This is a genomic window from Actinomadura sp. NBRC 104412 (genome assembly GCF_030269515.1).
GTDB lineage: Bacteria > Actinomycetota > Actinomycetes > Streptosporangiales > Streptosporangiaceae > Spirillospora.
Genome location: NZ_BSTM01000009.1, coordinates 55,685 through 80,652, shown reverse-complemented (window position 1 = coordinate 80,652; position 24,968 = coordinate 55,685). Strand labels below are relative to the sequence as shown.

General features: G+C 71.2%; 18 protein-coding genes. 15 read left to right on the top strand and 3 right to left on the bottom strand.

Annotation, left to right across the window (positions count from 1 at the left end; all coding sequences use genetic code 11):
- Nucleotides 1–10: 10 nt before the first annotated feature.
- The 5 genes from mnmA (at nucleotide 11) to QSK21_RS13800 (ending at nucleotide 7,535) form a co-directional block, all read left to right on the top strand.
- On the top strand, nucleotides 11–1,093 hold the full coding sequence (gene mnmA, locus QSK21_RS13820) for a tRNA 2-thiouridine(34) synthase MnmA (protein WP_285696072.1): 1,083 nt from the start codon (nucleotides 11–13) through the stop codon (nucleotides 1,091–1,093).
- A gap of 82 nt (nucleotides 1,094–1,175) precedes the next feature.
- Complete coding sequence (locus tag QSK21_RS13815; protein ID WP_285696071.1) at nucleotides 1,176–1,994, top strand: LLM class F420-dependent oxidoreductase; 819 nt, start codon at nucleotides 1,176–1,178, stop codon at nucleotides 1,992–1,994.
- A complete protein-coding gene (locus QSK21_RS13810; protein ID WP_285696070.1) occupies nucleotides 1,991–3,004 on the top strand; it encodes a methionine synthase in 1,014 nt (337 codons plus the stop codon). Before QSK21_RS13815 ends, QSK21_RS13810 begins: the two co-directional genes overlap by 4 nt.
- Before the next feature lie 44 nt (nucleotides 3,005–3,048).
- Nucleotides 3,049–5,217, top strand: a complete 2,169-nt coding sequence (gene ligA, locus QSK21_RS13805; RefSeq protein WP_285696069.1) for an NAD-dependent DNA ligase LigA — start codon at nucleotides 3,049–3,051, stop codon at nucleotides 5,215–5,217.
- A gap of 218 nt (nucleotides 5,218–5,435) precedes the next feature.
- Nucleotides 5,436–7,535, top strand: coding sequence for a putative bifunctional diguanylate cyclase/phosphodiesterase (locus QSK21_RS13800; protein WP_285696068.1), 2,100 nt, complete (start codon nucleotides 5,436–5,438; stop codon nucleotides 7,533–7,535).
- Between the two features lie 710 nt (nucleotides 7,536–8,245).
- Here the strand turns inward: QSK21_RS13800 and QSK21_RS13795 are convergent.
- Nucleotides 8,246–8,494 carry a DUF6458 family protein gene (locus QSK21_RS13795; RefSeq protein ID WP_285696067.1) on the bottom strand — a complete coding sequence of 83 codons (249 nt, stop codon included), beginning with the start codon at nucleotides 8,492–8,494 and terminating at the stop codon, nucleotides 8,246–8,248.
- A gap of 84 nt (nucleotides 8,495–8,578) precedes the next feature.
- Between QSK21_RS13795 and QSK21_RS13790 the strand changes: the two genes are divergently transcribed.
- The 4 genes from QSK21_RS13790 (at nucleotide 8,579) to gatB (ending at nucleotide 12,390) form a co-directional block, all read left to right on the top strand.
- Nucleotides 8,579–8,884 (top strand): hypothetical protein, encoded by a 306-nt coding sequence (locus QSK21_RS13790; RefSeq protein WP_285696066.1) that lies wholly within the window; start codon nucleotides 8,579–8,581, stop codon nucleotides 8,882–8,884.
- 105 nt (nucleotides 8,885–8,989) lie between these two features.
- Nucleotides 8,990–9,289 (top strand): Asp-tRNA(Asn)/Glu-tRNA(Gln) amidotransferase subunit GatC, encoded by a 300-nt coding sequence (gatC, locus tag QSK21_RS13785; RefSeq protein WP_285696065.1) that lies wholly within the window; start codon nucleotides 8,990–8,992, stop codon nucleotides 9,287–9,289.
- Between the two features lie 2 nt (nucleotides 9,290–9,291).
- Complete coding sequence (gatA, locus tag QSK21_RS13780; RefSeq protein WP_285696064.1) at nucleotides 9,292–10,788, top strand: Asp-tRNA(Asn)/Glu-tRNA(Gln) amidotransferase subunit GatA; 1,497 nt, start codon at nucleotides 9,292–9,294, stop codon at nucleotides 10,786–10,788.
- Between the two features lie 99 nt (nucleotides 10,789–10,887).
- Nucleotides 10,888–12,390 (top strand): Asp-tRNA(Asn)/Glu-tRNA(Gln) amidotransferase subunit GatB, encoded by a 1,503-nt coding sequence (gene gatB, locus QSK21_RS13775; RefSeq protein ID WP_502871558.1) that lies wholly within the window; start codon nucleotides 10,888–10,890, stop codon nucleotides 12,388–12,390.
- Between the two features lie 6 nt (nucleotides 12,391–12,396).
- Here gatB and QSK21_RS13770 read toward each other — a convergent pair whose 3' ends face one another.
- A complete protein-coding gene (locus QSK21_RS13770; protein WP_285696261.1) occupies nucleotides 12,397–13,521 on the bottom strand; it encodes a PQQ-dependent sugar dehydrogenase in 1,125 nt (374 codons plus the stop codon).
- Nucleotides 13,522–14,148: 627 nt separating this feature from the next.
- Here QSK21_RS13770 and QSK21_RS13765 point away from each other — a divergent pair.
- The 4 genes from QSK21_RS13765 to ilvC all read left to right on the top strand — a co-directional run bounded on the left by QSK21_RS13765 (nucleotide 14,149) and on the right by ilvC (nucleotide 20,719).
- Complete coding sequence (locus QSK21_RS13765; RefSeq protein ID WP_285696062.1) at nucleotides 14,149–17,121, top strand: putative bifunctional diguanylate cyclase/phosphodiesterase; 2,973 nt, start codon at nucleotides 14,149–14,151, stop codon at nucleotides 17,119–17,121.
- Nucleotides 17,122–17,355: 234 nt separating this feature from the next.
- Nucleotides 17,356–19,161, top strand: a complete 1,806-nt coding sequence (locus QSK21_RS13760) for an acetolactate synthase large subunit (protein ID WP_285696260.1) — start codon at nucleotides 17,356–17,358, stop codon at nucleotides 19,159–19,161.
- A gap of 5 nt (nucleotides 19,162–19,166) precedes the next feature.
- A complete protein-coding gene (gene ilvN, locus QSK21_RS13755) occupies nucleotides 19,167–19,691 on the top strand; it encodes an acetolactate synthase small subunit (protein WP_285696061.1) in 525 nt (174 codons plus the stop codon).
- A 44-nt stretch (nucleotides 19,692–19,735) separates the two neighbouring features.
- Entirely contained in the window at nucleotides 19,736–20,719 is a 984-nt protein-coding gene (gene ilvC / locus QSK21_RS13750; protein WP_285696060.1) for a ketol-acid reductoisomerase, read from the top strand.
- Between the two features lie 718 nt (nucleotides 20,720–21,437).
- Here ilvC and QSK21_RS13745 read toward each other — a convergent pair.
- Entirely contained in the window at nucleotides 21,438–22,352 is a 915-nt protein-coding gene (locus tag QSK21_RS13745; RefSeq protein WP_285696059.1) for a hypothetical protein, read from the bottom strand.
- 130 nt (nucleotides 22,353–22,482) lie between these two features.
- Here QSK21_RS13745 and QSK21_RS13740 point away from each other — a divergent pair, with 130 nt between their 5' ends.
- Entirely contained in the window at nucleotides 22,483–23,967 is a 1,485-nt protein-coding gene (locus QSK21_RS13740) for a DUF2079 domain-containing protein (RefSeq protein WP_285696058.1), read from the top strand.
- Between the two features lie 307 nt (nucleotides 23,968–24,274).
- Complete coding sequence (locus QSK21_RS13735) at nucleotides 24,275–24,943, top strand: thymidylate synthase family protein (protein WP_285696057.1); 669 nt, start codon at nucleotides 24,275–24,277, stop codon at nucleotides 24,941–24,943.
- The last annotated feature ends 25 nt before the right edge of the window (nucleotides 24,944–24,968 follow it).

Below are 24,968 nucleotides of genomic sequence, written 5' to 3'. Positions count from 1 at the left end.
TGAGAACGTTATGTCTTTGCGCGTTCTGGCCGCCATGTCGGGCGGCGTCGACTCCGCCGTGGCCGCCGCCCGCGCCGCCGAGGCCGGTCACGAGGTGACCGGCGTGCACATGGCGCTGTCCAGCAACCCCCAGTCGTACCGGACGGGCGCCCGCGGCTGCTGCACCCTTGAGGACTCCAGGGACGCCCGCCGCGCCGCCGACGTGATCGGGATCCCCTTCTACGTGTGGGACCTGGCCGAACGGTTCGACCGCGACGTGGTGCAGGACTTCGTGGCCGAGTACGCGGCGGGCCGCACCCCCAACCCGTGCCTGCGCTGCAACGAGAAGATCAAGTTCGCGGCGCTGCTGGACCGGGCGCTGGCGCTGGGCTTCGACGCGGTCTGCACCGGCCACTACGCGCGGCTCGACCCGTCCACCGGGGTCCTGCGCCGCGGCGTGGACGAGGCCAAGGACCAGTCCTACGTGCTGGCCGTGTGCACCCCCGAGCAGCTCTCGCACGCGCTGTTCCCGCTCGGCGACACCACCAAGGCCGACATCCGGGCCGAGGCGGAGCGGCGCGGGCTCCAGGTGGCCGACAAGCCCGACAGCCACGACATCTGCTTCATCTCCGACGGCGACACCCGCGCGTTCCTGGCCGACCGCCTCGGCACCGTGCCCGGCCCGATCGTCGACCTGGACGGCAACCAGGTGGGGGAGCACGAGGGCGCCTACGCCTACACGGTGGGCCAGCGCAAGGGCCTGCGCATCGGCCGTCCCGCGCCCGATGGCCGTCCCCGGTACGTCCTGGACATCTCCCCGGTGACCAACACCGTGACCGTCGGGCCGCGCGAGGCACTGGACGTCCACGAGATCGTGGGTGAGCGTCCCGTGTGGCTCTCACCCGAGCCCGAGGGACCGTTCGGCTGCCGCGTGCAGCTACGCGCGCACGGCGAGGTGTACGACTGCACGGTGGATCCTGGGCGCGAGCGGATCCGCATCCGCCTGTCCACGCCCGCCCGTGGCGTGGCACCCGGGCAGGCCGCCGTCCTGTACGAGGGCGACCGCGTCCTGGGGTCCGCCACCATCGCCGAGGCGGCCCGCGTTCCCGCGTAGCGCCTCCCCGCGTACGCCGTAACGTGAAAGATCGTTTCGGGGGCACAGGCAGAGGTTCGGTGTTCGACGTGAGGAGAAGTCTGTGAAGTTCGGCGTTTCGACATTCGTGACCGACGACGGCATCGGCCCTGCCCAGCTCGGCCGGGCCCTGGAGGAGCGCGGTTTCGGATCCCTCTACGTGGCCGAGCACACCCATATCCCGGTCAAGCGGGAGTCGCCCTGGCCGGGCGGCGGCGAGCTGCCCCGCCGCTACTACCGGACGCTGGACCCGTTCGTGCTCCTCACCGCCGCGGCGGCGGTGACCGAACGCCTGGAGGTGGGCACCGGGATCGCGCTGATCACGCAGCGGGACCCGATCGTGCTGGCCAAGGAGGTCGCCTCGCTCGACCTGGTCTCCGGCGGGCGCGCGGTGCTGGGCGTCGGCGCGGGCTGGAACCGCGAGGAGATGCGCAACCACGGCACCGACCCCAGGACCCGGATGCGGCTGCTCGTCGAGCGGGTCGAGGCGGTCAAGGCCCTCTGGACGCAGGAGGAGGCCGAGTACCACGGCGAGTTCGTCGACTTCGACCCCGTGTACTCCTACCCCAAGCCGGTGCGGAGCCCGCATCCGCCGGTGATGATCGGCGGGAGCGGGCCGACCACGTTCGACCGGGTGGTGCGGGTCGGCGACGGCTGGCTGCCGATCTACGGCCGGGGGACCGACGACCTGCCCGCGCAGATCGCCGAGCTGCGCGAGCGGGCGGGACGGCGCGTCGCGGTGACGGTGTTCGGCGTACCTGGTAAGCCCGAGACCGTGGAATGGCTACGAGAGGCGGGCGCCGACCAGATCCTCTTCAACCTCGAGACGCTGCCCGAGGCCGACACCCTGCGCACGCTCGACCGGCTGGCCGGCCTGCTGTGAGCGAACCCGACCTTCCCTGGGGTCCCGGGACCGCCACGGGCGTCGGCTCGTACCCGGGCGTGGACCCGGAGGAGACGCTGCGGATCGTCCTGGGCGAGCTGTCCGAGCTTCCGCACCTGCCGGAGCTGCCGGACCGCGGTCCGGGCGCCGACATGATCGGGCGCACCGCGGGGCTGCTGGTGGACCTGGCGGTACGGGTGGAGCCGTCCGGGTGGCGGTTCTCCGACCGTCCGGGACGCGACACCCGGCGCGCGCTCGACCATCTGGCGCGCGACCTGGACGTCCTGGAGGAACTGGCGGGCGGGCACGACGGCCCCTTCAAGATCCAGGTGACCGGGCCGTGGACACTGGCGTCCGGGATCGAGCTGCGGCACGGCGACCGCACCCTCAAGGACCCCGGCGCGGTCCGCGACCTGATCGCGTCGCTGGCCGAGGGCGTGGCCGGGCATGTGGCGGACGTGCGGCGGCGCCTGCCGAGGGCGCGGATCCTGCTGCAGCTCGACGAGCCGGCGCTTCCCGCGGTGCTGGCGGGCGGCGTCCCGACCGCCAGCGGCTTCTCCCGGCTGCCGGCCGTGGAGGAGCCCATCGCCGAGGACGGGCTGCGCCAGGTGATCGACGCCGTCGGGGACGCGGCGTTCCCGATCGTGCACTGCTGCGCGCGGCGCGTCCCGTACGGGCTGCTGCGCTCGGCCGGCGCCGCCGCCATTTCGGTCGACCTGAAAATGGTGCCGGAGCGAGATGACGACGCGCTGGGCGAGGCCATCGACGCGGGCGTGGGACTCCTCCTGGGCGTGGTGCCGGGGACGGACACGGCGCTGCCGTCCCTGGAGGCCACCGCGGCCCCCGTACGGGAGCTGTGGCGGCGGCTCGGGTTCCCCGCGCCGCGGCTGGCCAGGCAGGTCGTGGTCACACCCGCGTGCGGCCTGGCCGGTGCCACGCCCCGATACGTACGGGCGGCGCTCGCGCGCTGCCGCGACACCGCCCTGATGCTGTACGAGGCCGCCGAATAGTGTCCTGACGTGGGAATGTCGGTGGCGCGCGCCACAATGGGGTCATGACCGCGAGCAACGGTGTACCGGCCGAGGCGGCTCGGCGCCATTTCGAGCTGAGCCAGGAGATCGACGAGGCCAACTACCGCTACTACGTGCTCGACAGCCCGACGCTGAGCGACGCCGAATACGACAGGCTGATGCGCGAGCTCAGGGCGCTGGAGGACGAGTATCCGGAACTGGTCACGCCCGACTCGCCGACGCAGCGGGTCGGGGCGGCGCTGATCACCGAGTTCGCCACCGTCCCGCACCTGGAGCGCATGCAGAGCCTCGACAACGCGATGAACGTCGAGGACCTGCTGGCCTGGGACGAGCGGGTGGTCAAGGAGGTCGGCAAGGTCGCCGCCTACCTCTGCGAGCCCAAGATCGACGGACTGGCGATCGCGCTGGTGTACGAGGACGGCCGGCTGGTGCGCGGTGTGACCAGGGGCGACGGCCGCACCGGCGAGGACGTGACGCTCAACGTCCGCACCATCGACTCCGTCCCGACCAGGCTCAAGGGCGAGGGCTGGCCCGAGGTGCTGGAGGTGCGCGGCGAGGTCTTCCTGACCGTCGAGGGGTTCCGGCAGGTCAACGAGGCCCAGGCGGAGGCGGGCAAGCCGCCGTTCGCCAACCCGCGCAACGCCGCGGCCGGGTCGCTGCGCCAGAAGGACCCGCGGGTCACCGCGCGGCGCCCCCTCGACATGCTGGTCCACGGGTTCGGCGCCTGGCGCGGCGGCAAGCGGCCCGACAGCCAGTCCGGGTCGTACGAGCTGATGCGCGGGTGGGGGCTGCCCGTCAGCGACCGCTACCGGGTCGTCGAGACGATGGACGAGGTCCGCGCGTACATCGAGCACTACGGCGAGCACCGGCACGACACCGCCTACGAGATCGACGGCGTGGTGGTGAAGGTCGACCAGTTCCCCTTGCAGCGGCGGCTCGGGTCCACCTCGCGCGCGCCGCGCTGGGCGATCGCCTGGAAGTACCCGCCCGAAGAGGTCAACACCAAGCTGCTCGACATCAAGGTCGGCGTCGGGCGCACCGGGCGGATCACCCCCTACGGGGTGATGCAGCCGGTCGAGGTGGCCGGGTCCGTGGTGGCCTACGCGACCCTGCACAACGAGCGCGAGGTCAAGCGCAAGGGCGTGCTCATCGGCGACACCGTGGTGCTGCGCAAGGCCGGCGACGTGATCCCCGAGATCGTGGCGCCGGTGCCGGGGATGCGCGACGGGTCCGAACGCGAGTTCTCCATGCCCACGCACTGCCCCGAGTGCGGCACCAAGCTGGAGCGCGAGAAGGAGAGCGACGTCGACATCCGCTGCCCCAACGCGCGGCGGTGCCCGGCGCAGCTACGCGAGCGGCTGTTCTTCGTCGCGGGCCGCAGCGCCTTCGACATCGACGCCCTGGGCTATGTCGGCGCGACCGCGCTCACCCAGCCGCTGGAGCCCAGCGAGCCGCCGGTCGAGAACGAGGGCGACCTGTTCGACCTCACAGTGGAGCGGCTGCTGCCGATCAAGACGGTGGTGCGCGACCAGCGCACCGGCCTGCCGAGGATCGACGACAAGACCGGCGAGCCCAAGGTCGTGACGTTCTTCGCCAACAAGGAGGGCAAGCCCAAGAAGATCGTCGACAAGCTGCTCCAGGAACTGGAGGAGGCCAAGGAGCAGCCGCTGTGGCGGGTGCTCGTGGCGCTGTCCATCCGGCACGTCGGCCCGTCCGTCGCGCAGGACCTCGCCCGCGAGATGCGCTCGATGGACGCCATCCGCAACGCCTCGGAGGAGGAACTGGCCGCGGTCGAAGGGGTGGGGCCGACCATCGCCAGGTCCATCAAGGACTGGTTCGCGGTCGACTGGCACCGCGAGATCGTGGACAAATGGGCCGCCGCCGGTGTGCGGATGGAGGACGAGACGACCGCGGGCCCGCGTCCCCTGGAGGGCGTCAGCGTGGTCATCACCGGCTCGCTGGAGGAGTTCAGCCGCGACTCGGCCACCGAGGCGGTGCAGGAGCGCGGCGGCAGGGTCAGCGGATCGGTGTCCAAGAAGACCGATTTCGTGGTGGTGGGGGAGAGCCCCGGGTCCAAGTACGACAAGGCCGTCAAGCTCGGCGTCCCCGTGCTGGACGAGGCCGGGTTCCGGGTCCTGCTGAACGAAGGGCCGGAAGCGGCCAAAAATGTAACCCAGAGCGGGGACGCATGACCGGCCCGTGGCGGTCGCGCCGATAACCAGGCGGGCGTTACCCAAAGGCATGGTCCGGCTACACTGAGCCGGTGCGCTGGTGCACAATGGGCATAACGGAACGTACCCAATCGGTTTCGCGAGGTGGGTAAAGGTCGTACCCTCCCTGACATCACGACCCACCTGCGGGCGACCGCGCCCCGCCGGGGGACGCCCCCCGCAATCCCCCCGAGGAAGTGATGAAGGACCCGAACAACACGCGGAACACGGTGCCGCGCCGGGGGTCACCGCTCTGGACCTACTTCCTGGTGACCACCCTGGCGGGCATCGCCGCGTGCGTCGCCGCGCTCACCACGCTGACCGGCGCGGACGTCGACGCCCTCGTGGGCAACCCCCTGTTCTGGATCCTGGGCTGCTTCATCATCTTCGGCGAGCTGCGCCCGATCATCACGCCCGGCTCCACCGAGAACAACGGCGCCACCACCTCCACCACGTTCTCGTTCGCGGCCCTCCTGTACGCGGGCCTGCCCATCGCCGCGCTCCTCCAAGCCGTCGCCGCCACCACCTGCGGCGTCCTGCGTGGCCGCAGCCCCCACCGCATCGCCTTCAACGCCGCCCAGTACACCCTCAGCCTGGGCGCCGCCCACCTGGTGCTGGTCCTCTACGGAGTGCAGGCCGGCCCCACGTCCCTGTGGGTACCCCAAGGATCCGACCTGCCCGCCATCGCGCTGGCCGGCGCGGTCTACTTCGCCGGCAACGTCACCCTCGTCGGCACCGCCGTCGCGCTGCACGAACGCGTCCCACTGATCAAGGCGCTCCGCTGGGACCTCGGCTACCAGGTGCTCGTGCACCTCGCACTGCTCGGCCTGGCCCCCCTCATGGTCGTGGCCATGCACCGCTCCGCCGCGTTCGTCCCGCTGATCGTGCTGCCGTTCATCGCGGTCTACCTCAACGCCTCGGTCTCGGTACGGCGCGAACACCAGGCCCTGCACGACGGCCTCACCGGGCTGCCCAACCGCAAACTGCTGATCGTCCGCACCGAACAGGCCCTGGCCGACGTGCGCGCCGCCGGCGGCCCCGGCCCCTCCCTGCTGACCGGCCGCCGCAGGCAGGGCACCGAGCAGGACCGCCGCGCCGGGCTCTTCCTGCTCGACCTCGACCGCTTCAAAGAGGTCAACGACACCCTCGGGCACGCCACGGGCGACCGGCTGCTCCAGCTCGTCGCGCACCGCCTCACCCACAGCGTCCGCCCCGGCGACCTGGTCGCCAGGCTCGGCGGCGACGAGTTCGCCGTGCTGCTCCCCACCGTCCGCGACGCCGCCGCCGCCCGCGAGGTCGCCGCCCGGCTCCGCGCCGCCCTCAGCGAACCCGTGCGCATGGACGGCATGTCCTTCGACCTGGAGGCCAGCGTCGGCATCGCGCTGTTCCCCGACCACGCCCCCGACTTCGAGCTGCTCCTCCAGCGCGCCGACGTGGCCATGTACAACGCCAAAGGCAGCCGCAGCGGCGTCGAGGTCTACTCACCCGCCAACGACCGCAACTCCCCGGCCCGCCTCACCATGCTCGGCGACCTCCGCCGCGCCGTCGACCGGGGCGAACTCGAGCTGTACTACCAGCCCAAGGTGTCCCTGCACGACGGCCAGCTCGTCGGGATGGAAGCCCTCGTCCGCTGGCGCCACCCCGACCAGGGCGTGCTGGAACCCGACCACTTCCTGCCGGTCGCCGAACAGACCTACCTCATGCGCTCGATCACCCGCCACGTCGTCGAGGCGGCCCTCGCCCAAGCCGCCGACTGGTGGCGGGAAGACCTCACCGTCCAGGTCGCCGTGAACGCCTCCGGACGCGACCTGCTCGACACCGGCCTCACCGAGACCATCGAGAACGGCCTGCTACGCCGCGGCCTCCCCGCCGCCGCCCTCCAACTGGAGATCACCGAGCGCATCCTCATGAACGAGGCCGCCTACGCCTCCGACACCGTCACCGCGCTCGCCGCCCTCGGCATCCCCCTCAGCCTCGACGACTTCGGCACCGGCTACTCCTCCCTCGTCCGCCTGAAACGAATGCCCGTCGAAGAAATCAAGATCGACGCCTCGTTCGTCACCCGCATCACCACCTCCGCCGACGACGCCGTGATCGTCCGCTCCATCGTCGACCTCGTCCGCACCCTCGGCCTACGCTCCGTCGCCGAAGGCGTCGAAGACCCCCAAACCGCCGTCGCCCTCCGCGAAATGGGCTGCGACGCCGCCCAAGGCTGGCACTTCGGCCGCCCCATGGACGCCGCCACCGCCACCGACTGGCTCCGCCGCCGAATGCAACGCGCCCCAGAACCCGCCGCGTAGTGTTTATTGGCGGTGCCTGCGGCGTCGGGCGCTGGGCGCCCTCCTTCTCCGGCACCGCGTGCGATCGCTGCATCGCTCCGACTCGCCCAGGGGCTCGCTTCGCGATCAGGTTCCTCGCAAGCTCGGAACCTGCCTTCGGACGCGATCGCAGCGCTTGAGCGACCGTTCGGGGCTGGGGTTGGGGGTTGGGGTGGGTGCGAGAGGTGTTTATTGCAGGTGCGAGCTGCACTTCTCGCCTGGCGGCTTGTCGCTGGTCGCGGCTGCGTGCGATCGCTGGCGTTGTTTCGACTCGCCTAGAGGCTGGCTGTGCGATCGGGTTTCTCGCAGGTTCGGAACCTGCCTTCGGTCGCGATCGCGACGGGTGCCGTTCGGGGCCGGGGTGAGGGGGTTGAGGTTGTTGCGGTCTGTTGCAGGCGCGGGCTGCGCTTCTCGCCTGGTGGCATGTCGTTGGTCGTGCTTGCGGCGATCGCTAGCGGATGTTCGGGTTGGGTTGCGGGCTGAGGTGGTTGGTTAACGGGTTGGGTGTGCTGGTTCGTGACGACGAGCGTCGGCGGGAGAGGGTTCCTGTCTCCGCTGTGGTGGTCGAGCGGTGCGGGGGTCCCAGGGCGATGTGTCCGGGGTGATGGTTGTGCGGGTTTCTTTGTGGGGGCGATAATTGGGTTTTTGGTGTTGCTTTTATGTTGTTATTTCCGGGGGTTGGGGGTTTGTCCTTAGTGGGGGTGGCGGCGGTCTGGGGGGACGTCCTGGTAGGTGTCGTCGTAGTAGCGTCCGTCGCCTCCCGGGGGTGGGCGGCGGCGGGCGCTGGCCATGCGGATGATGCCGATGATCAGCCCGGCCAGTCCGCCGATCATCAGGATGATGCCGACCACGCGGATGTCCAGGCCGCTGATCTCGACCTCGACGGCGTAGGTCAGGATCGCGCCGATGATGATCAGCGTGAGCCCGGCTCCGATGGTCACGGTCTCTCCTCTCGTCCCTGATGGGCGTTCCCCGCATATCCGTACGAAACCGTGATATTGGTGCCGGTCCGCTAGAGTATGCGCGTGAACGAACTGCGCGCCGTGATCTTTGTACTTGCGCTGATCGGTCTGGGCATCTTCTTTCTCGCCGCAACCTCAGAGGTCGACAGCCAGGACCAGGACAGCACCAAGGCCCTCCTGATGGCGGGATTCGGCATGATCTCCTGCGCGATCATCGCCGCGGGTGCGCTCGCAGGGCTGGGCAGGCCGTCCGCGCCGCGGGCGAACAGGGTGTCCTTCGGAGGGCGGGGCGAGGTACTGCCGCCTCCGCCGTACGGGCAGCCCTACGCGCCCGTGCCTCCGCAGCCGGGGCAGGCTCCTCCCCAATAGGCGGCCGTAACGGACCTCCCACCGGCGGGTAAATGGTGTCGGGCGGGCGGGGTGCGGCCCCTAGGATGGGCGGCGAACCCCATCGATCGCAGGAACGGTTGTCACATGTCCGCCATCACCCGTGACGAGGTGGCTCACCTCGCCCGGCTGTCCCGGCTGGCGCTGGCCGACGATGAGCTCGACCATCTCGCCGCCCAGCTCGACCAGATCATCTCCGCGGTCGCGCGGGTCCAGGAGGTCGCGGCGGAGGACATCCCGCCGACCTCGCACCCGCTGCCGCTGACCAACGTCTACCGGCCGGACGAGAACGTGCCCTGCCTGACGCCCGAGCAGGCGCTGGCCGAGGCTCCCGCGGCCGAGGAGCAGCGTTTCCGCGTCCCGCGGATCCTGGACGAGGAGGCGTGACGGTGAGCGACGATCTGGTCAGGCGGACCGCGGCCGAGCTGGGCGAGCTGATCGCGTCCGGTCAGACGTCGGCGGCGGAGGTGGCCCGCGCCCACCTGGACCGCGTGCAGGCGGTGGACGGCCGGGTACGCGCGTTCCTCCACGTGGACGAGGAGACGGTGCTGGCCCAGGCCCGCCGGGTCGACGAACGGCTCGCCGCGGGCGAGGAGCTGGGCCCGCTGGCGGGAGTGCCGATCGCGCACAAGGACGTGTTCACCACCACCGACATGCCCACCACCGCCGGGTCCAGGATCCTGGAGGGCTGGCGGCCGCCGTACGACGCCACCGTGACCGCGCGGCTGCGCGAGGCGGGGCTGATCATCCTCGGCAAGACCAACATGGACGAGTTCGCGATGGGCTCGTCCACCGAGAACAGCGCCTACGGCAACACGCACAACCCCTGGGACCTGACCCGGATCCCCGGCGGCTCGTCCGGCGGCTCGTCGGCGGCGGTCGCCGCGTACGAGGCGCCGCTGGCCACCGGCACCGACACCGGCGGCTCGATCCGGCAGCCCGCGGCGGTCACCGGGATCGTGGGCACCAAGCCCACCTACGGCGGCTCGTCCCGGTACGGGGTGATCGCGTTCGCCTCGTCCCTGGACACGCCGGGTCCCTTCGCCCGCAACGTCCTGGACGCGGCGCTCCTTCACCAGGCGTTCTCCGGTCACGACAGGATGGACTCCACCTCGATCGACCAGCCCGTGCCGCCGGTCGTTGAGGCCGCGCGCCGCGCCGACGTGACCGGCATGACCGTCGGCGTGGTCAGGGAACTGGCCGGCGACGGCTCCCAGCCGGGCGTGCGCGCCCGCTTCCAGGAGGCCGTCGACCTCCTGGAGTCGCTGGGCGCCAAGGTCGTCGAGGTGTCCTGCCCCAACTTCACCTACGCGCTGCCCGCCTACTACCTGATCGCCCCCTCGGAATGCTCGTCCAACCTGGCGCGTTTCGACGCGATGAGGTACGGGCTGCGGGTCGGGGACGACGGGACGCGCAGCGCCGAGGAGGTCATGGCGCTCACCCGCGCCAAGGGCTTCGGCGCGGAGGTCAAGCGGCGGATCATGCTGGGCACCTACGCGCTGTCCTCGGGCTACTACGACGCCTACTACGGCAAGGCGCAGCAGGTCCGCACGCTGATCAAGCGTGACTTCGACGCCGCGTTCGGCCAGGTGGACGTGCTGCTGTCGCCCACCACCCCGACCACGGCCTTCCCGCTCGGCGAGCGCGCGGACGACCCGATGGCGATGTACCTGGCCGACCTCTACACCATCCCGTCCAACCTGGCGGGGAACGCCGCCATCTCGGTCCCCTGCGGCCTCGCCGATGAGGACGGCCTCCCGGTCGGTCTCCAAATCATGGCGCCGGCCCTGGCCGACCACCGCGTCTACCAGGCCGCCGCCGCGGTGGAGCGCGCCTTGCAGGACACCTGGAACGGCCCGCTCCTGGCCAAGGCCCCGGAGCTCTGAGGGCGGCGGGCGCCGCCGAGACGACTACGTCGAATCCCTCGGACAGGTTCCCGCGTACGCGGGCACGGTCCGAGGGGCGCTGAAGGGATGGGGAGAGAAGTGACCGCTCCGACGCTGCTGCCGTATGAGCAGGCGCTGGCCAAGTATGAGCCGGTCCTGGGAATCGAGACGCATATCGAGCTTGGCACGCGGTCGAAGATGTTCTGCGGCTGCCCGACCACGTTCGGGGCCGAGCCCAACACCCAGGTCTGCCCGGTCTGCCTCGGGCTGCCCGGAAGCCTTCCCGTGACCAACCAGGCCGCGATCGAGGGCATTATCAAGATCGGCCTGGCGCTCGGCTGCGAGATCGTCGAATGGTGCAGGTTCGCCCGGAAGAACTACTTCTACCCGGACATGCCGAAGAACTTTCAGATCTCCCAGTACGACGAGCCTCTGTGCGTGAACGGCCACCTCGACGTCGAGGTGGAGGGCGAGACGTACCGGATCGGGATCGAGCGCGTCCACATGGAGGAGGACACCGGCAAGTCGCTGCACCGGGGCGGCGCCACCGGGCGCATCCACGGCGCGGACCACTCGCTGGTCGACTACAACCGGGCCGGGATCCCGCTGGTGGAGATCGTGACCAAGCCGATCACCGCGACCGGCGACAAGGCGCCCCTCGTGGCCCGCGCCTACGCGACCGAGCTGCGGGAACTCGTCCGTGCCCTGGGGGTCTCGGACGTCCGCATGGAGCAGGGCTCGATGCGCTGCGACGTCAACGTCTCCCTCATGCCGCGCGGCGCCTCCGAGTGGGGAACCCGCACCGAGACCAAGAACGTCAACTCGCTGCGTTCCGTGGAACGCGCGGTCCGTTCCGAGATCGAGCGGCAGGCGGGCGTCCTGGACGCGGGCGGCCGCGTGATCCAGGAGACCCGGCACTTCAACGAGGAGACCGGCACCACCAGCAGCGGCCGGAGCAAGGAGGAGGCGCAGGACTACCGCTACTTCCCCGAGCCCGACCTGGTGCCGATGGCACCGTCCCGGGACTGGGTGGAGGAGCTGCGCGCGTCCCTGCCGGAGCTGCCCGCCGCCCGCCGGGCCCGCGTCCAGAGGGAATGGAACCTCTCCGACCTGGAGCTGCGGGACGTGGTCAACGCCGGCGCCCTCGACCTGATCGAGGAGACGGTCAAGGCGGGCACCGACCCCGCGGCGGCCCGCAAGTGGTGGATGAACGAGCTGTCCCGCCGCGCCACCGAGCAGGGCCTGGAGCTCGCGGACCTGCCCATCACGCCCGCCCAGGTGGCCCGCGTCCAGGAGATGGTCACGGCCGGCGAGCTGAACGACAAGCTGGCCCGCCAGGTCTTCACCGGCGTCCTCGCGGGCGAGGGCACCCCGGACGAGGTGGTCGCCGCCCGCGGCCTCAAGATCGTCCGCGATGAGGGCGAGCTGGCCGCCATCATCGACCAGGTGATCGCGGACAACCCGGAGGTCGCCGACAAGGTCCGCGGCGGCAAGGTCAACGCGGTCGGCGCCCTGATCGGTCCCATCATGAAGGCCACCAAGGGCCAGGCGGACGCGGGCCGCGCCCGCCGGCTCATCCTGGAGAAGCTGGGCGTCTCCTGACGGACGTCACCGGAGGGGGATGACGAGGATCCTGTCGTCCCCCTCCCGGGGATCCCCACGGCCGTCATGGTTGCTGGTCGTGACCCACAGCGACCGCCCGTCGGGCGCCGCGACGACGGCACGCAGCCGCCCGTACCGCCCGTCGAAGTGCGCGACCGGACGGCCCACGCCCCCCTTACCGTCCAAAGGCACCTGCCAGAGCCGCTCGCCCCGCAGCGCCGCCGCCCACAGCGACCCGCCCGCGATCGCCAGCCCCGAAGGCGACGCCTCGGCCGTGCTCCACGTCAGCAGCGGATCGGTGAAGGGACGCCGGTTCCCCACGCCCTCCACCTCGGGCCACCCGTAGTTGCGCCCCCGCTCGATCCTGTTGATCTCGTCGAAGGTGTTCTGGCCGAACTCGGTGGCGAACAGCCGCCGCTCCTGATCCCAGGCGAGCCCCTGCACGTTGCGGTGCCCGTACGACCACACCCGCGTCCCGAAGGGGTTGCCGGGCGCCGGGCGCCCGTCCCCGGTCACCCGCAGGATCTTCCCGCCGAGCGACTCCCGGTTCTGCGCAAGCTCCACCTGCCCCGCCTCCCCGGTGGAGACGTACAGGTACCCATCGGGCCCGAACGCGAGCCGGCCCCCGTCATGGTTCCCGGCCTTGGGAATCCCCGTCACGATCGGACGGAACTGCCCGAGCTCCCCGTCGTACCGCGCCCGCACCACCCGGTTGTCCTCGGCCGCCGTGTAGTACAGGTAGATCGTCCGATCCTGCTCGTACCGCGGCGAGACGGCCACACCCAGCAACCCGGCCTCGCCCCCGGGCTGAACCCCGGGAACCCTCCCGACCCGGCTGACCTGCCCCTGCGGCGTCACACGCACCAGGTCCCCGCTGTCGCGTTCAGTGACCAGCGCGTCCCCGCCGGGCAGGAAGGCCACCGCCCACGGCACTTCGAGCCCGGTGGCCAACGTCCGAGGCTGCCCGAGCCGCGCCGTCCCGGTCGCACCAGAACTGGGAACCGGCGCGGGCGTCCGAGCACCCCCCGTCCCCGACGGCCCCGCCTGCCCGGACCCGCCGTCCGAACACCCCGCCAGCAGAACAGCGGCGGCCCCCGCCGCCAGAATCACACGCTTCCCCAGAAAAGTCATCGGCCGCCTCTCGGTCACGTCACTCTTACTACGGATCCGAAGGCCATCCCGTTCCGAAACACCGAAACCCGCAACCCGCCCCCTCCGGGAGCGCCCCCACAACACCCCGAGCCCCCGTGATCTTGACCACCAGCCCACGTCATTCACCAACGCCGCCCAGGGACCAAGGGGCCGAAGCCCCCAAAAAGGGGCAAGGGGCAAAGCCCCAACGGGGGTGTCGGGGGCGGAGCCCCTGACCGGGGCGCGGGGCGGAGCCCCGCCCGGGGTCAGTGGCCGCCGCCGCGAGCCGTCAAGGCGAGTGGCGGTGGTCGCTGACCCCGTATCGGGGGGTGTGGGGGGTCGCCCCCCACAGTGAACAGAGATACTCCCTCAATCCTGTTGTGACCTACGGAACGTACATTGGGCGACACGGTGATCCCGCATGCAGCAACGTCGCTGACCTACCGTCGGCGGAGCGGATACGCTCGCCGAGGTCCCGGCGCTCACCCCCGCGCGGGGGCACGATTGGCGGCGCGCCGGGCGTTGCACTGGATGATCGGCGCGGTTCGATGACGACACTCCCCGGGCGCGTGGTGGCGCGGTTTTCGCGTCGCCGGGCGCCCTGACGGCAGGAGGGGGCACGGCGCGATGAGCGGCGACAGGACCTGGTGGTCGCCGCGGCGGGTTCCGCCGCGGGCGCTGCCGGTCGGCATGGTCGCGGTCGCGGGTGTGCTGTACGTCGTGGGTTCCCTGCTGGGCTGGGGCGGCGCGGCGTTCGTCTCGTGGGGGGAGGCGGCGGCCTCGGCGGTGGCGGCGGTGGTGTTGATCCGCGCGTACCGGGTGGCGCCGCAGGACGGTTCGGGATGGCGGTGGTTCGGGGTCGCGGCGGCTTCGTGGTTCGTGGCCGCGGTGGGTTCGGCGTTGTGGTCGGGCGCGGCGACGCGCAGTGCCCTGTCGTTGTCGATCAGCGACTTGTTCTATCTGATCGCGGTGGGGTCGTTGGCGGCGGGGCTGGTGGCGCCGGCGCGGCTGCCCCGGGACGGTTACGCATGGGTCCGGTACGCGGCGGACGTGTACTTGTTCGTGGCGGCGCTTTTCGTGCTGGGCTGGGTGACGCAGTTCGGGGATCTGTATCACCGGTCGGGGGAGACTCCGTCGGAGTTCCTGCTGGAGCTGCTGTATCCGCTGATCGATGTCGTGGTGTTGTGCGCCGCGCTGCCGTTCGCCGTGGGCGCGTCGCGTGCGTACCGGGTGCGGGCGTGGGCGGGGTACGGGGCGCTGGCGGCGTTCGCCGCGGCCGACGTGGTGACGATGATCGCACGGCTGCGCGGCGGCGGGGTCGAGGGTGACCCGGCGGATGTGCTGCGGGTGGCGGGGCTGGTGCTGCTGGTGCTGATGCCGCTGGTCGTGCCGGTGCCCGCGGTCGAGGCCGATCAGGACGGGACGTGGCGCCTGGGCCGGGTCGGGGTCGTTCCGGCGGTGGTGGCGGCCGTGGCGGCGCTGGTGGTGACGTTGCACGCGCTGGTGTCGGGCGGGGTGGATCCGGTGGTGCCGCTGGTGGCGGGGACGGCGGCGCTGGTGGTGCTGGCGCGCCTGGCGGGGTTGCTGCGGGAGAACGAGCGGCTGCGGCGCGCGGTCGACTCGGGCGAGGATCATTTCCGCGCGCTGTCGGAGAGCATCAACGACGCGGTGCTGATCTGCGACCTGAAGGCGGTCGTCCAGTACGCGAGCGCGGGCGCCCTGCGGATGTACCGGTACGCGCCGCAGGAGCTGCTGGACAGGCCCCTGCACGAGATCATCCACCCCGAGGACCTGCCCCGGGTGCGGGCGGTGTTCGCGGAGCTCCTGGCCGGTGAGGAGGAGTGGGAGGCCGAGGAGGCGGTGGACGACCCGGACGTCGACGACCTGCCGGAGGGCGTCGTGCCGGACGGGTCCGGGTCGGCGGTGGCCGCCGAGGGGGCGGAGGCCGCGGGGAACGGCGCGTTCCGGCTGGCGTTCCGGATCCGGGCGTCGGACGGGACGTGGCTGCCCACCGAGTCGACGGTGTCGCGGTACAGCGGCACGGGCGAGGCGCGGGGCCGGTTGCTGATCACGACCCGGGATCTCAGCGAGGAGGCGGCGCTGCGCCGCCAGGTGACCCATCTGACCTTCCACGACGGTCTGACGGGCCTGCCGAACCGGGCGTTCTTCGAGGAGCGCACGCGGGAGCTGCTGTCGCGGCAGCCCCGGGAGGGGGAGGACGGGTGCAGGGTCGCCGTCCTGTTCGTCGATCTGGACGGTTTCACGGCGGTGAACGACTCGGCCGGGCACGCGGCGGGCGACCAGGTGCTGGCGCAGGCGGCGCGGCGGCTGCGCGGCACCGTCCAGGCCGATGACACGGTGTGCCGGTGGGGCGGGGACGAGTACGCCGTCCTGGTGCAGCTTCCCGCGGACGCCTCGCGCGGCACGGCGGGCGGTGGCCCCAGCCGCGCGGAGACGCGGGCGGCGGTCGATCTCGCGGAGCGGATGCTGCGCGTGCTGACGCTGGAGCCGTACCGGGTGGGGGGCCGGGGGATCGCGCTGACGGCCAGCATCGGCATCGCGTTCGCGGGCGACGAGGAGGGCGCGGCGGACGCGCCGAAGGGGAAGGCCACGGCCGCTCCGCAGCCGAGGGACGCGGGACGCAGGCTGCGGCGCAGCGCCGCCGACCTGATCCGCAACGGCGACCTGGCGATGGCCAGGGCCAAGGAGCTGGGCGGCGGCCGGGTGGAGGTGTTCGCCCCGCACATGCACGCGGACGTGGTGCGGAGGCTGGAGCTGGGCACGGATCTGCGGAAGGCGCTGGCCGAGGAGCAGTTCGCCCTGGAGTTCCAGCCGGTGGTGGAGCTGGCCACGTCCCGGGTGACGGGGGTGGAGGCGCTGCTGCGCTGGTGGCGTGGCAACGAGTCGGTGCCGCCCGAGGAGTTCATCGGCCCGGCCGAGGAGTCGGGCCTGATGGTGCCGCTGGGGGAGTGGGCGCTGCGGGAGGCGTGCCGTGAGGTGGCGCGCTGGCGCGGCGGTTCGTGGGACATCGGCCTGTCGGTGAACTTCACGGCACGGCAGATCCAGGCGCCGCGGTTCGTGGAGTCGGTCGCGGCGGCGCTGGAGGACACGGGGCTGTCGCCGGAGGCGCTGACCGTGGAGGTCCGCGAGGAGGTGCTGGTCGAGGACGCGGGGCAGAGCGTGGCGCGGCTGTCGGAGCTGCGCCGGCTCGGGGTGCGGCTGGCGATCGACGACTTCGGCACCGGGTACGCGTCGCTGGCCTACCTGGGGCAGCTCCCGGTGGACGTGCTGAAGATCGACCCGTCGTTCGTGGCGGCGCTGGGCACGGACGAGACCGGCACACTGCTGACCCGCGCGATCGTCGGGCTGGGCGCCGAGCTGGGGCTGACGGTGGTGGCCGAGGGCATCGAGCGTCCCGAGCAGCTGGAGCTGCTGCGGGCGATGCGGTGCCCGGCCGGTCAGGGGTTCCTGGTGGCGAGGCCGATGGCGGCGCGCAGGGTGGAGTCGCTGGTCCGCACGAACCTGGAGGCGCAGGCCCTACCAGGCGAAATACCGCTGCCGCTGGACGACGAGCCGCCGCTGTCCCACCCGGTGGGATGAGCCACTCGTCTCACTGGGTGAGATAATCCGTCCAAGGATTTGACGGTGGCCGGGAAGTCGGCGAAAGTAAGGCCCGTGCAGAGTGGTTCCCTGATCCTCGTAGTACTTGGTCGGCGCGCAGGCTGACCAAGCACCTCGTCCTGCGCGCGCCCTCGACCGCCAGCCGGCGGCGGGGGTTTTTTGTTGGCCTCACACCGCCCGCCGGGTGGGGCCCGCGGACACCGAGCCACGGCGATCACCCGGCACTCCACCAGAACCTCACAAGGAACGCAGACCATGACGACCGAACAGATGACCGGAGCCCAGGCGCTGGTCCGCGCCCTGGAGAACGTCGGCGTCGACACCGTGTTCGGCATTCCGGGGGGTGCGATCCTCCCGGCCTACGACCCCCTCTTCGACTCCAGGAAGGTGCGCCACATCCTGGTCCGGCACGAGCAGGGGGCGGGGCACGCCGCCCAGGGGTACGCGATGGTGACCGGCAAGGTGGGCGTGTGCATGGCCACCAGCGGGCCGGGCGCCACCAACCTGGTCACCGCCATCTCCGACGCGTACATGGACTCGGTGCCGCTGGTGGCGATCACCGGGCAGGTGCCCAGCAAGCAGATCGGCACCGACGCCTTCCAGGAGGCGGACATCGCTGGCATCACCATGCCGATCACCAAGCACAACTTCCTGGTGACCAAGGCCGAGGACATCGCCCGCACCATCGCCGAGGCGTTCCACATCGCCTCGACCGGGCGTCCCGGCCCCGTCCTCGTGGACATCGCCAAGGACGCGATGCAGGCCACCTGCACGTTCGAGTGGCCCGTCACCATGCAGCTCCCCGGCTACCGCCCGGTCACCCGGCCGCACTCCAAGCAGGTGCGTGAGGCGGCACGGCTGATCGTGGAGGCCGAGCGCCCGGTGCTGTACGTCGGCGGCGGCGTCCTGAAGGCCGGCGCGTCCGCGGAGCTGAAGGTGCTGGCGGAACTGGCCGGGGCGCCGGTCGTCACCACCCTGATGGCCAAGGGCGCGCTGCCCGACAGCCACCCGCTGCACATGGGGATGCCGGGCATGCACGGCAGCGTCGGCGCGGTCGGCGCGCTGCAGAAGGCCGACCTGCTCGTCGCCCTCGGCGCCCGCTTCGACGACCGGGTCACCGGCAAGCTGGACGGGTTCGCCCCGTACGCCAAGGTCGTGCACGCCGACATCGACCCCGCGGAGATCTCCAAGAACCGGCACGCCGACGTCCCGATCGTGGGCGACGCCCGGGAGGTCATCGCGGACCTGATCGTCGCGTTGCAGGCCGAGCACGAGGCCGGCCGCAAGGGCGACTACACGGCCTGGTGGCGGCAGCTCGACGCGTGGCGCACCACCTACCCGCTCGGCTACGACCAGCCCGAGGACGGCTCCCTGGCGCCGCAGTACGTGATCGAGCGGATCGGCGCGCTGGCCGGGCCCGACGCGTACTACGTCGCGGGCGTCGGCCAGCACCAGATGTGGGCGGCGCAGTTCATCAAGTACGAGCGGCCCGGCGCCTTCCTCAACTCCGGCGGCGCGGGCACCATGGGGTACGCCGTCCCGGCCGCGATGGGCGCCAAGGTCGGCGCGCCGGACGCCCAGGTGTGGGCGATCGACGGCGACGGCTGCTTCCAGATGACCAACCAGGAGCTGGCGACCTGCGCGATCGAGGGCATCCCCGTCAAGATCGCCGTGATCAACAACGGCAACCTGGGGATGGTGCGGCAGTGGCAGACGCTGTTCTACAACGAGCGCTACTCCAACACCGACCTGCGGCGCCCCGCCGGCGAGCGGCCCCGGTTCATCCCCGACTTCGTCAAGCTGGCCGAGGCGCACGGGTGCGTCGGGCTGCGCTGCGACAAGACCGAGGACGTCGACGACGTGATCGCCAAGGCGATGGAGATCAACGACAGCCCGGTGGTCATCGACTTCGTCGTCCACCAGGACGCGATGGTGTGGCCGATGGTCGCCGCGGGCACCGCCAACGACGACATCAAGATCGCCCGCGATCTGGCGCCCGACTGGGAGAACGGAGACTGACCCCGATGAGCCTGCACACCCTCTCCGTCCTCGTGGAGAACAAGCCCGGCATCCTCGCCAGGGTCGCCGCGCTGTTCTCCCGGCGCGGGTTCAACATCGAATCGCTCGCCGTCGGCGTCACCGAGCACCCCGAGATCTCCCGGATGACGATCGTGGTGAACGTGGCCGACCTGCCGCTGGAACAGGTCACCAAGCAGCTCAACAAGCTGGTCAACGTGCTCAAGATCGTCGAGCTGGATCCGTCCGCCTCCGTCCAGCGCGAACTCGTGCTGGTCAAGGTCCGGGCGGACGCCGAGACCCGGTCCCAGGTGCTGGAGACCGTCCAGTTGTTCCGGGCCAAGGTCGTCGACGTGGCGCCGGACGCCGTCACCATCGAAGCCACCGGCAACCGCGACAAACTGGACGCGCTGATCCGGGTGCTGGAGCCGTTCGGCATCAAGGAACTCGTCCAATCCGGCATGGTGGCCATCGGCCGCGGCGCGCGCTCCATCACCGACCGCTCGCTGCGCGCCATCGAACGCAGCGCCTAGACCCGCAACCAACAGAAACGAAAGGCAGCAGCACAGTGGCTGAGATGTTCTACGACAACGACGCCGACCTGAGCGTCATCCAGGGCCGGCACGTGGCCATCATCGGGTACGGCAGCCAGGGCCACGCGCACGCGCTCTCACTGCGCGACTCGGGCGTGGACGTCCGCGTCGGTCTCAGGGAAGGCTCGCCCAGCCGCGAGAAGGCCGAAGCGGAAGGGCTGCGCGTGGTCACGCCCGCCGAAGCGGCCGAGGAAGCCGACCTGATCATGCTGCTGGCCCCCGACCACCACCACCGCGAGATCTTCGAGAAGGACATCAAGCCGGCACTGGTCGAAGGGGACGCGCTGTTCTTCGGCCACGGCTTCAGCATCCGCTACGGCCTCGTACAGCCGCCCGAAGGCGTCGACGTCTGCATGGTCGCCCCCAAGGGCCCCGGCCACCTGGTGCGCCGCCAGTTCACCGCCGGACGCGGCGTACCCGTCATCGTCGCCGTGGAGAAGGACTTCTCCGGCAACGGCTGGCCCCTCGCCCTCTCCTACGCCAAGGCGATCGGCGGCCTCCGCGCCGGCGGCATCAAGACCACCTTCACCGAAGAGACCGAAACCGACCTGTTCGGCGAGCAGGTCGTCCTGTGCGGCGGGCTCTCCGAGCTGATCAAGAACGGGTTCGAGGTGCTGACCGAAGCCGGCTACCAGCCCGAAGTCGCCTACTTCGAGACCCTCCACGAGGTCAAGCTCATCGTCGACCTCATCTACGAGGGCGGCATCTCCAAGATGTACTGGTCGGTCTCCGACAACGCCGAGTACGGCGGCTACAGCCGCGGCCCCCGGATCATCACCTCCGACACCAAGGCGGAGATGAAGAAGATCCTCGCCGAGGTCCAGTCCGGCGAGTACGCCAAGGAACTCGTCGCCGAGTTCGAAGGCGGCCAGGCCCAGTTCGGCAAGTACCGGGAAGAACTCGCCGAACACCCGATCGAGAAGACCGGCGCCAAACTCCGCCCCATGATGAGCTGGCTCAACGACTGAGTTTATTGGCAAGCACGAGCTGCGCTGTGTTTATTGCAAGCACGAGCTGCGCTGTGTTTATTGCAAGCGCGAGCTGCGCTCCTCGCCTGGGGGCTCGTCGCTTGTCGTGCTTGCGGCGATCGCTGCATCGCTTCGACTCGCCCAGGGGCTCGCTCCGCGATCAGGGTCTCGCTGGCGCTCGCCCCTGCCTTCGGTCGCGATCGCAGCGCTTGGGCGACCGTTCGGGGCTGGGGTGACGGGCTGAGGTCGTTGCGAGAGGGGTTTCTTGCAGGCGCGAGCTGCGCTCCTCGCCTGGCGGCTCGTCGCTTGTCGTGCTTGCGGCGATCGCTGCATCGCTTCGACTCGCCTGGGGGCTCGCTTCGCGATCAGGTCCTCGCAGGCTCGGACCTGCCTTCGGTCGCGATCGCAGCGCGTGTTTATTGGCGGTGCCTGCGGCGTCGGGCGCTGAACGCCCTCCTTCTCCGGCACCGCGCGCGATCGCTGCATCGCTTCGACTCGCCTGGGGGCTCGCTTCGCGATCAGGTCCTCGCAGGCTCGGACCTGCCTTCGGACGCGATCGCAGCGCTTGAGCGACCGTTCGGGGCTGGGGTTGCGGGCTGGGGTAGGTGCGAGAGGTGGTTATTGCGGGCGCGAGCGGCCCTTCTCGCCTGGGGGCTCGCGGCGCTTGGGTGACCGTTTGGGTCGGTTGATGGAATGGGTGTGGCGTCGGGCATCGTGATCAGGGGTTGGGGGGCGTGGTGGCCTCCGTTGGTTGGAGGGGGCTTCTGGGGCCATTGGTCTTGGAAGTCCCCTCCGCTTTTGGCGGCTGCGGTGTCTGGTTGGGGGTGTGGGGGCGGCTTCGGAGGCGGGGGAGCAGGCGGCGTCGTAGACGGGTCAGGGGGTGGATGGGCGGCTCGTCCTGTTCGACCAGGACTGCTAGGCGGTCGCCGGTCGTGAAGTGGATGGTGGCCTCGGTGTCGGGGGCGATGGCGCGGCGTTGCGGGTCGGTCTTCACTCGGGGGCCGCGGACCGGGCCCAGCGGGGCCTCGCGGCTGACGCCCAGTGTGGACGCGATCACATGGACCTCCCAGATGCCGGGTTCCTGGACGGGCTGCTCGGCGTCGAAGGAGCCGTCCGGTGTCACGCCCGCCACCACGCGGTGTTCGGTCAGCGTCGCCGCGTTCCGCAGGACGATCTCGACGCGGGTCTCGCGGGTCTCGATCTGTTCGAGCACCGCGCGGCCCCGCACCCGCAGTCGCGGTCCGTGCCAGCCCGCCGCGTCAAGCCGGTGCGCCACCCCCACTTCGGATGTGATGTCGACGTCATCGCGTGGGACGCCGCGCAGGTACGGGTACATCGCGTACACCCGTCCGCCCACCACCACCGCTCCGGGCGGACGGCCCTCGGCCTCGTCGCGGATCAGACGCTCCAGCTCATCGCGCAGTCCGTACCGGAGGCAGAACAGCCGCAGCCGGTAGGACGAGGGCAGCGCGGCGCGGGCGGCGTCGCCGAACTCCTCCTCGCCGAGGGCCCGCCGCGTCCCCTCGATCAGCCGTTCGCGGCGCCGCTCGTCCAGTTCAAGGAAACGGTGGTCGTACACGCGCAGGAGATCCTGCAGCACACTGATCGCGCACTCGGTCGTCTCGGCGGTCAACGATGTTCTCCTGTCCCCCCGGGTAATCACCGCCACAGTAAGCCTTCATAAGATCACCAAGAGTGAACCTCGCCCGCGTGTCGGCTTCCCGGAACACCTGGGCACCGGGGCGCTGGTAGCGTCTTGGCACGTGGCGGAGGCAGTACGGGAGGGGCGGGACCCCGCCGTCGCACGGCACCCGGCGGAGCCCGCGGGCCGCCGGGACGTCCGGATCCTCGCCGCGCTCGTCGGCGCGTCGGCCCTGGTGTACGCGGTGTCGTCGCTGCTGCGGCTGCGCGACTTCCGGGCCGGCACCTACGATCTGGTGATCTTCGATCAGGCGTTGCGCTCCTACAGCCGGTTCGGCGCGCCCGTCGCGATGGTCAAGGGCGTCCACAACGGCTTCGGGCCCGACTTCTCGGTGCTCGGCGACCATTTCTCGCCGATCCTGGCGGTGCTGGCGCCGCTGTATCTGGTCCATGATGGGCCGCGGACCCTGCTGGTCGCGCAGGCGGTGCTGTTCGCGCTGGCCATCGTGCCGATCTGGCGGTACGCGGCGCGGCGCCTCGGACGGCCGTCGGCCTACCTTTTCGCCGGCGCGTACGCCCTGTCATGGCCGATCGCCGAGGCGGTGGCCTTCGACTTCCACGAGGTGGCGTTCGTCCCGCTGCTGTCGGCGCTGCTGGTCGAACGGTACGACGCCGGTCGGCGCGGGCAGGCCGCCCTCGCCGCGTTCGCGCTCCTCCTGGTGAAGGAGGACATGGGCCTGCTGTTGGCGGGGTTCGGGCTCGTCCTGCTGACCCGCGCGGGTGAGCGGCGGGCCGGCCTGGCCTACCTGGCCTGCGGGACGGCCGCGACCTGGGCGGCCTCGCGCGTGCTGATCACGCTGTTCGGCGGCGACAACGACTACTACTGGGCGTACGGCTCGCTGGGGGAGGACATGCCGGACGCCGTCCTGTACGTCCTGACCCATCCGTGGGCCGTGCCGGACGCCCTGTCCTCGCCACCGGTGAAGTTGCTCACAATGGCGCTGCTCGTCCTGCCGCTGGCGCTGCTTCCCCTCCGGTCGCCGCTCGTCCTTGCCGCCGTGCCACCGCTCGCGGAACGGATGATGGCCGACCGGTTCGGCAACTGGTGGGAGCCCCGCTACCACTACAGCGCCTTCCTCATCGCCATCCTGGTCATGGCGGCCGCGGACGGCGCGTACCGGCTGCCCGGGATTCCGCGGTTGCGCCTTCCACGGCGGCATCTGCCCGCGGCCGCGGCCCTGGCGGCGACCGTGGCGGCGCTGCCCTTCTTCGCCTTCGCCGACCTCGCCGACCCCGGCCTCTACCGGCGGGACGCGCGGGACCGTGCCGCCGCCACGGCCGTCGCCAGGGTCCCTGACGGCGCCCTCGTGGAGACCTCCAACAATCTCGGCCCCGCCCTCTCCGCCCGCGCCCGCGTCCTGCTGTGGGACCGCGAGCCCCGTCACGCGCCCTGGGTCGTGGCCGACACCGGGAGGCGCACCTTCCCCTTCCGTTCCGTCGAGGAACAGCGGCAGCGGGTCGGCGCTTTGATCGACGCGGGTTATCGGACGGTGTTCGACGCCGCCGGATACGTCGTCCTGACCCGCGAAACTCCCGGCCGGGGGTGACCCATAGCGGGGAACGCTGTCAAAAACCCCGTGAAGTGAGCCGATCGGCCGTGGGAGCTATCAATTCCGTCTGCTTTGCCGGATACTTGTGCTAGGTCGCCGCGGGATCCGGCAACCACTCGTACACCTGCGCGAACACGGTTGGTCCCCGGGCGCTCGCGGCGGCGGGCGCGAGCGAGGGTGGTGCGGCGATGCCTTTACCGGATCGCGGAAATCCACCGTCGTTTACCGAAAAGTCGAGAGGGCTGCATTTCCGTCCGGCGGTCCGGTGCGGCCGGAACGGGAATCGGTGTCGAGGAGTCGTGACGTGGTGGCGGCGGAACGGTCCGTCCAGCGCTGGGAGACCTGCGGGGAGGCGTGGATCGCGATGCTGCGCCACGTCTGGTCGGCCGGCGAGGCGGGCCTGGAGGACCAGGGACCGATCATCGAGGGACCCCCGGTGCTGTTCGAGATCGCCTCGCTCAGCTGGGAGGACCCGCTGCTGCGCGAGCACGGCGACCGCGGCCTGCTGGTGCGGGAGGCGCACGAGCGCACCCGGGGCGCCGCCCGTCCCGGGCCGGGGCCACGGCCGCGCGGCGCGCACGGCGCCGACCGGCTCCGCTGGGTGATCGACCTACTGAGGGCCCGGCCCTGGACCACCAGTGCCTGGATTCCCTTCGCCGCCGCCCCGCCGTCCGATGCCGAACCGCGGGCCGCGGCAGGAGATCCGCCCGACCTGGTGCCGCGCGTCGTCGCCCTGTCGTTCCGGATCCGCGGCTACCGGCTGATCATGACGGCGATGTTCCGGTCGCAGGACGTGATCCGCTGCTACCTGTCCTACATCCCGCTGCGGGACGTCCAGGTCGAGGTCGCCGAGGAGCTGGGGCTGCCACCGGGACCGCTGCGGATCTTCATCGACGTCCCGCACGTCCGGGTCGCCGACGCCGACCATGTGGCGGGCATCCTCGCGGCGGTCCCGGAGCACAACGCCGCCTGACCCCGGACGGCCGGTGGGTCGGGCG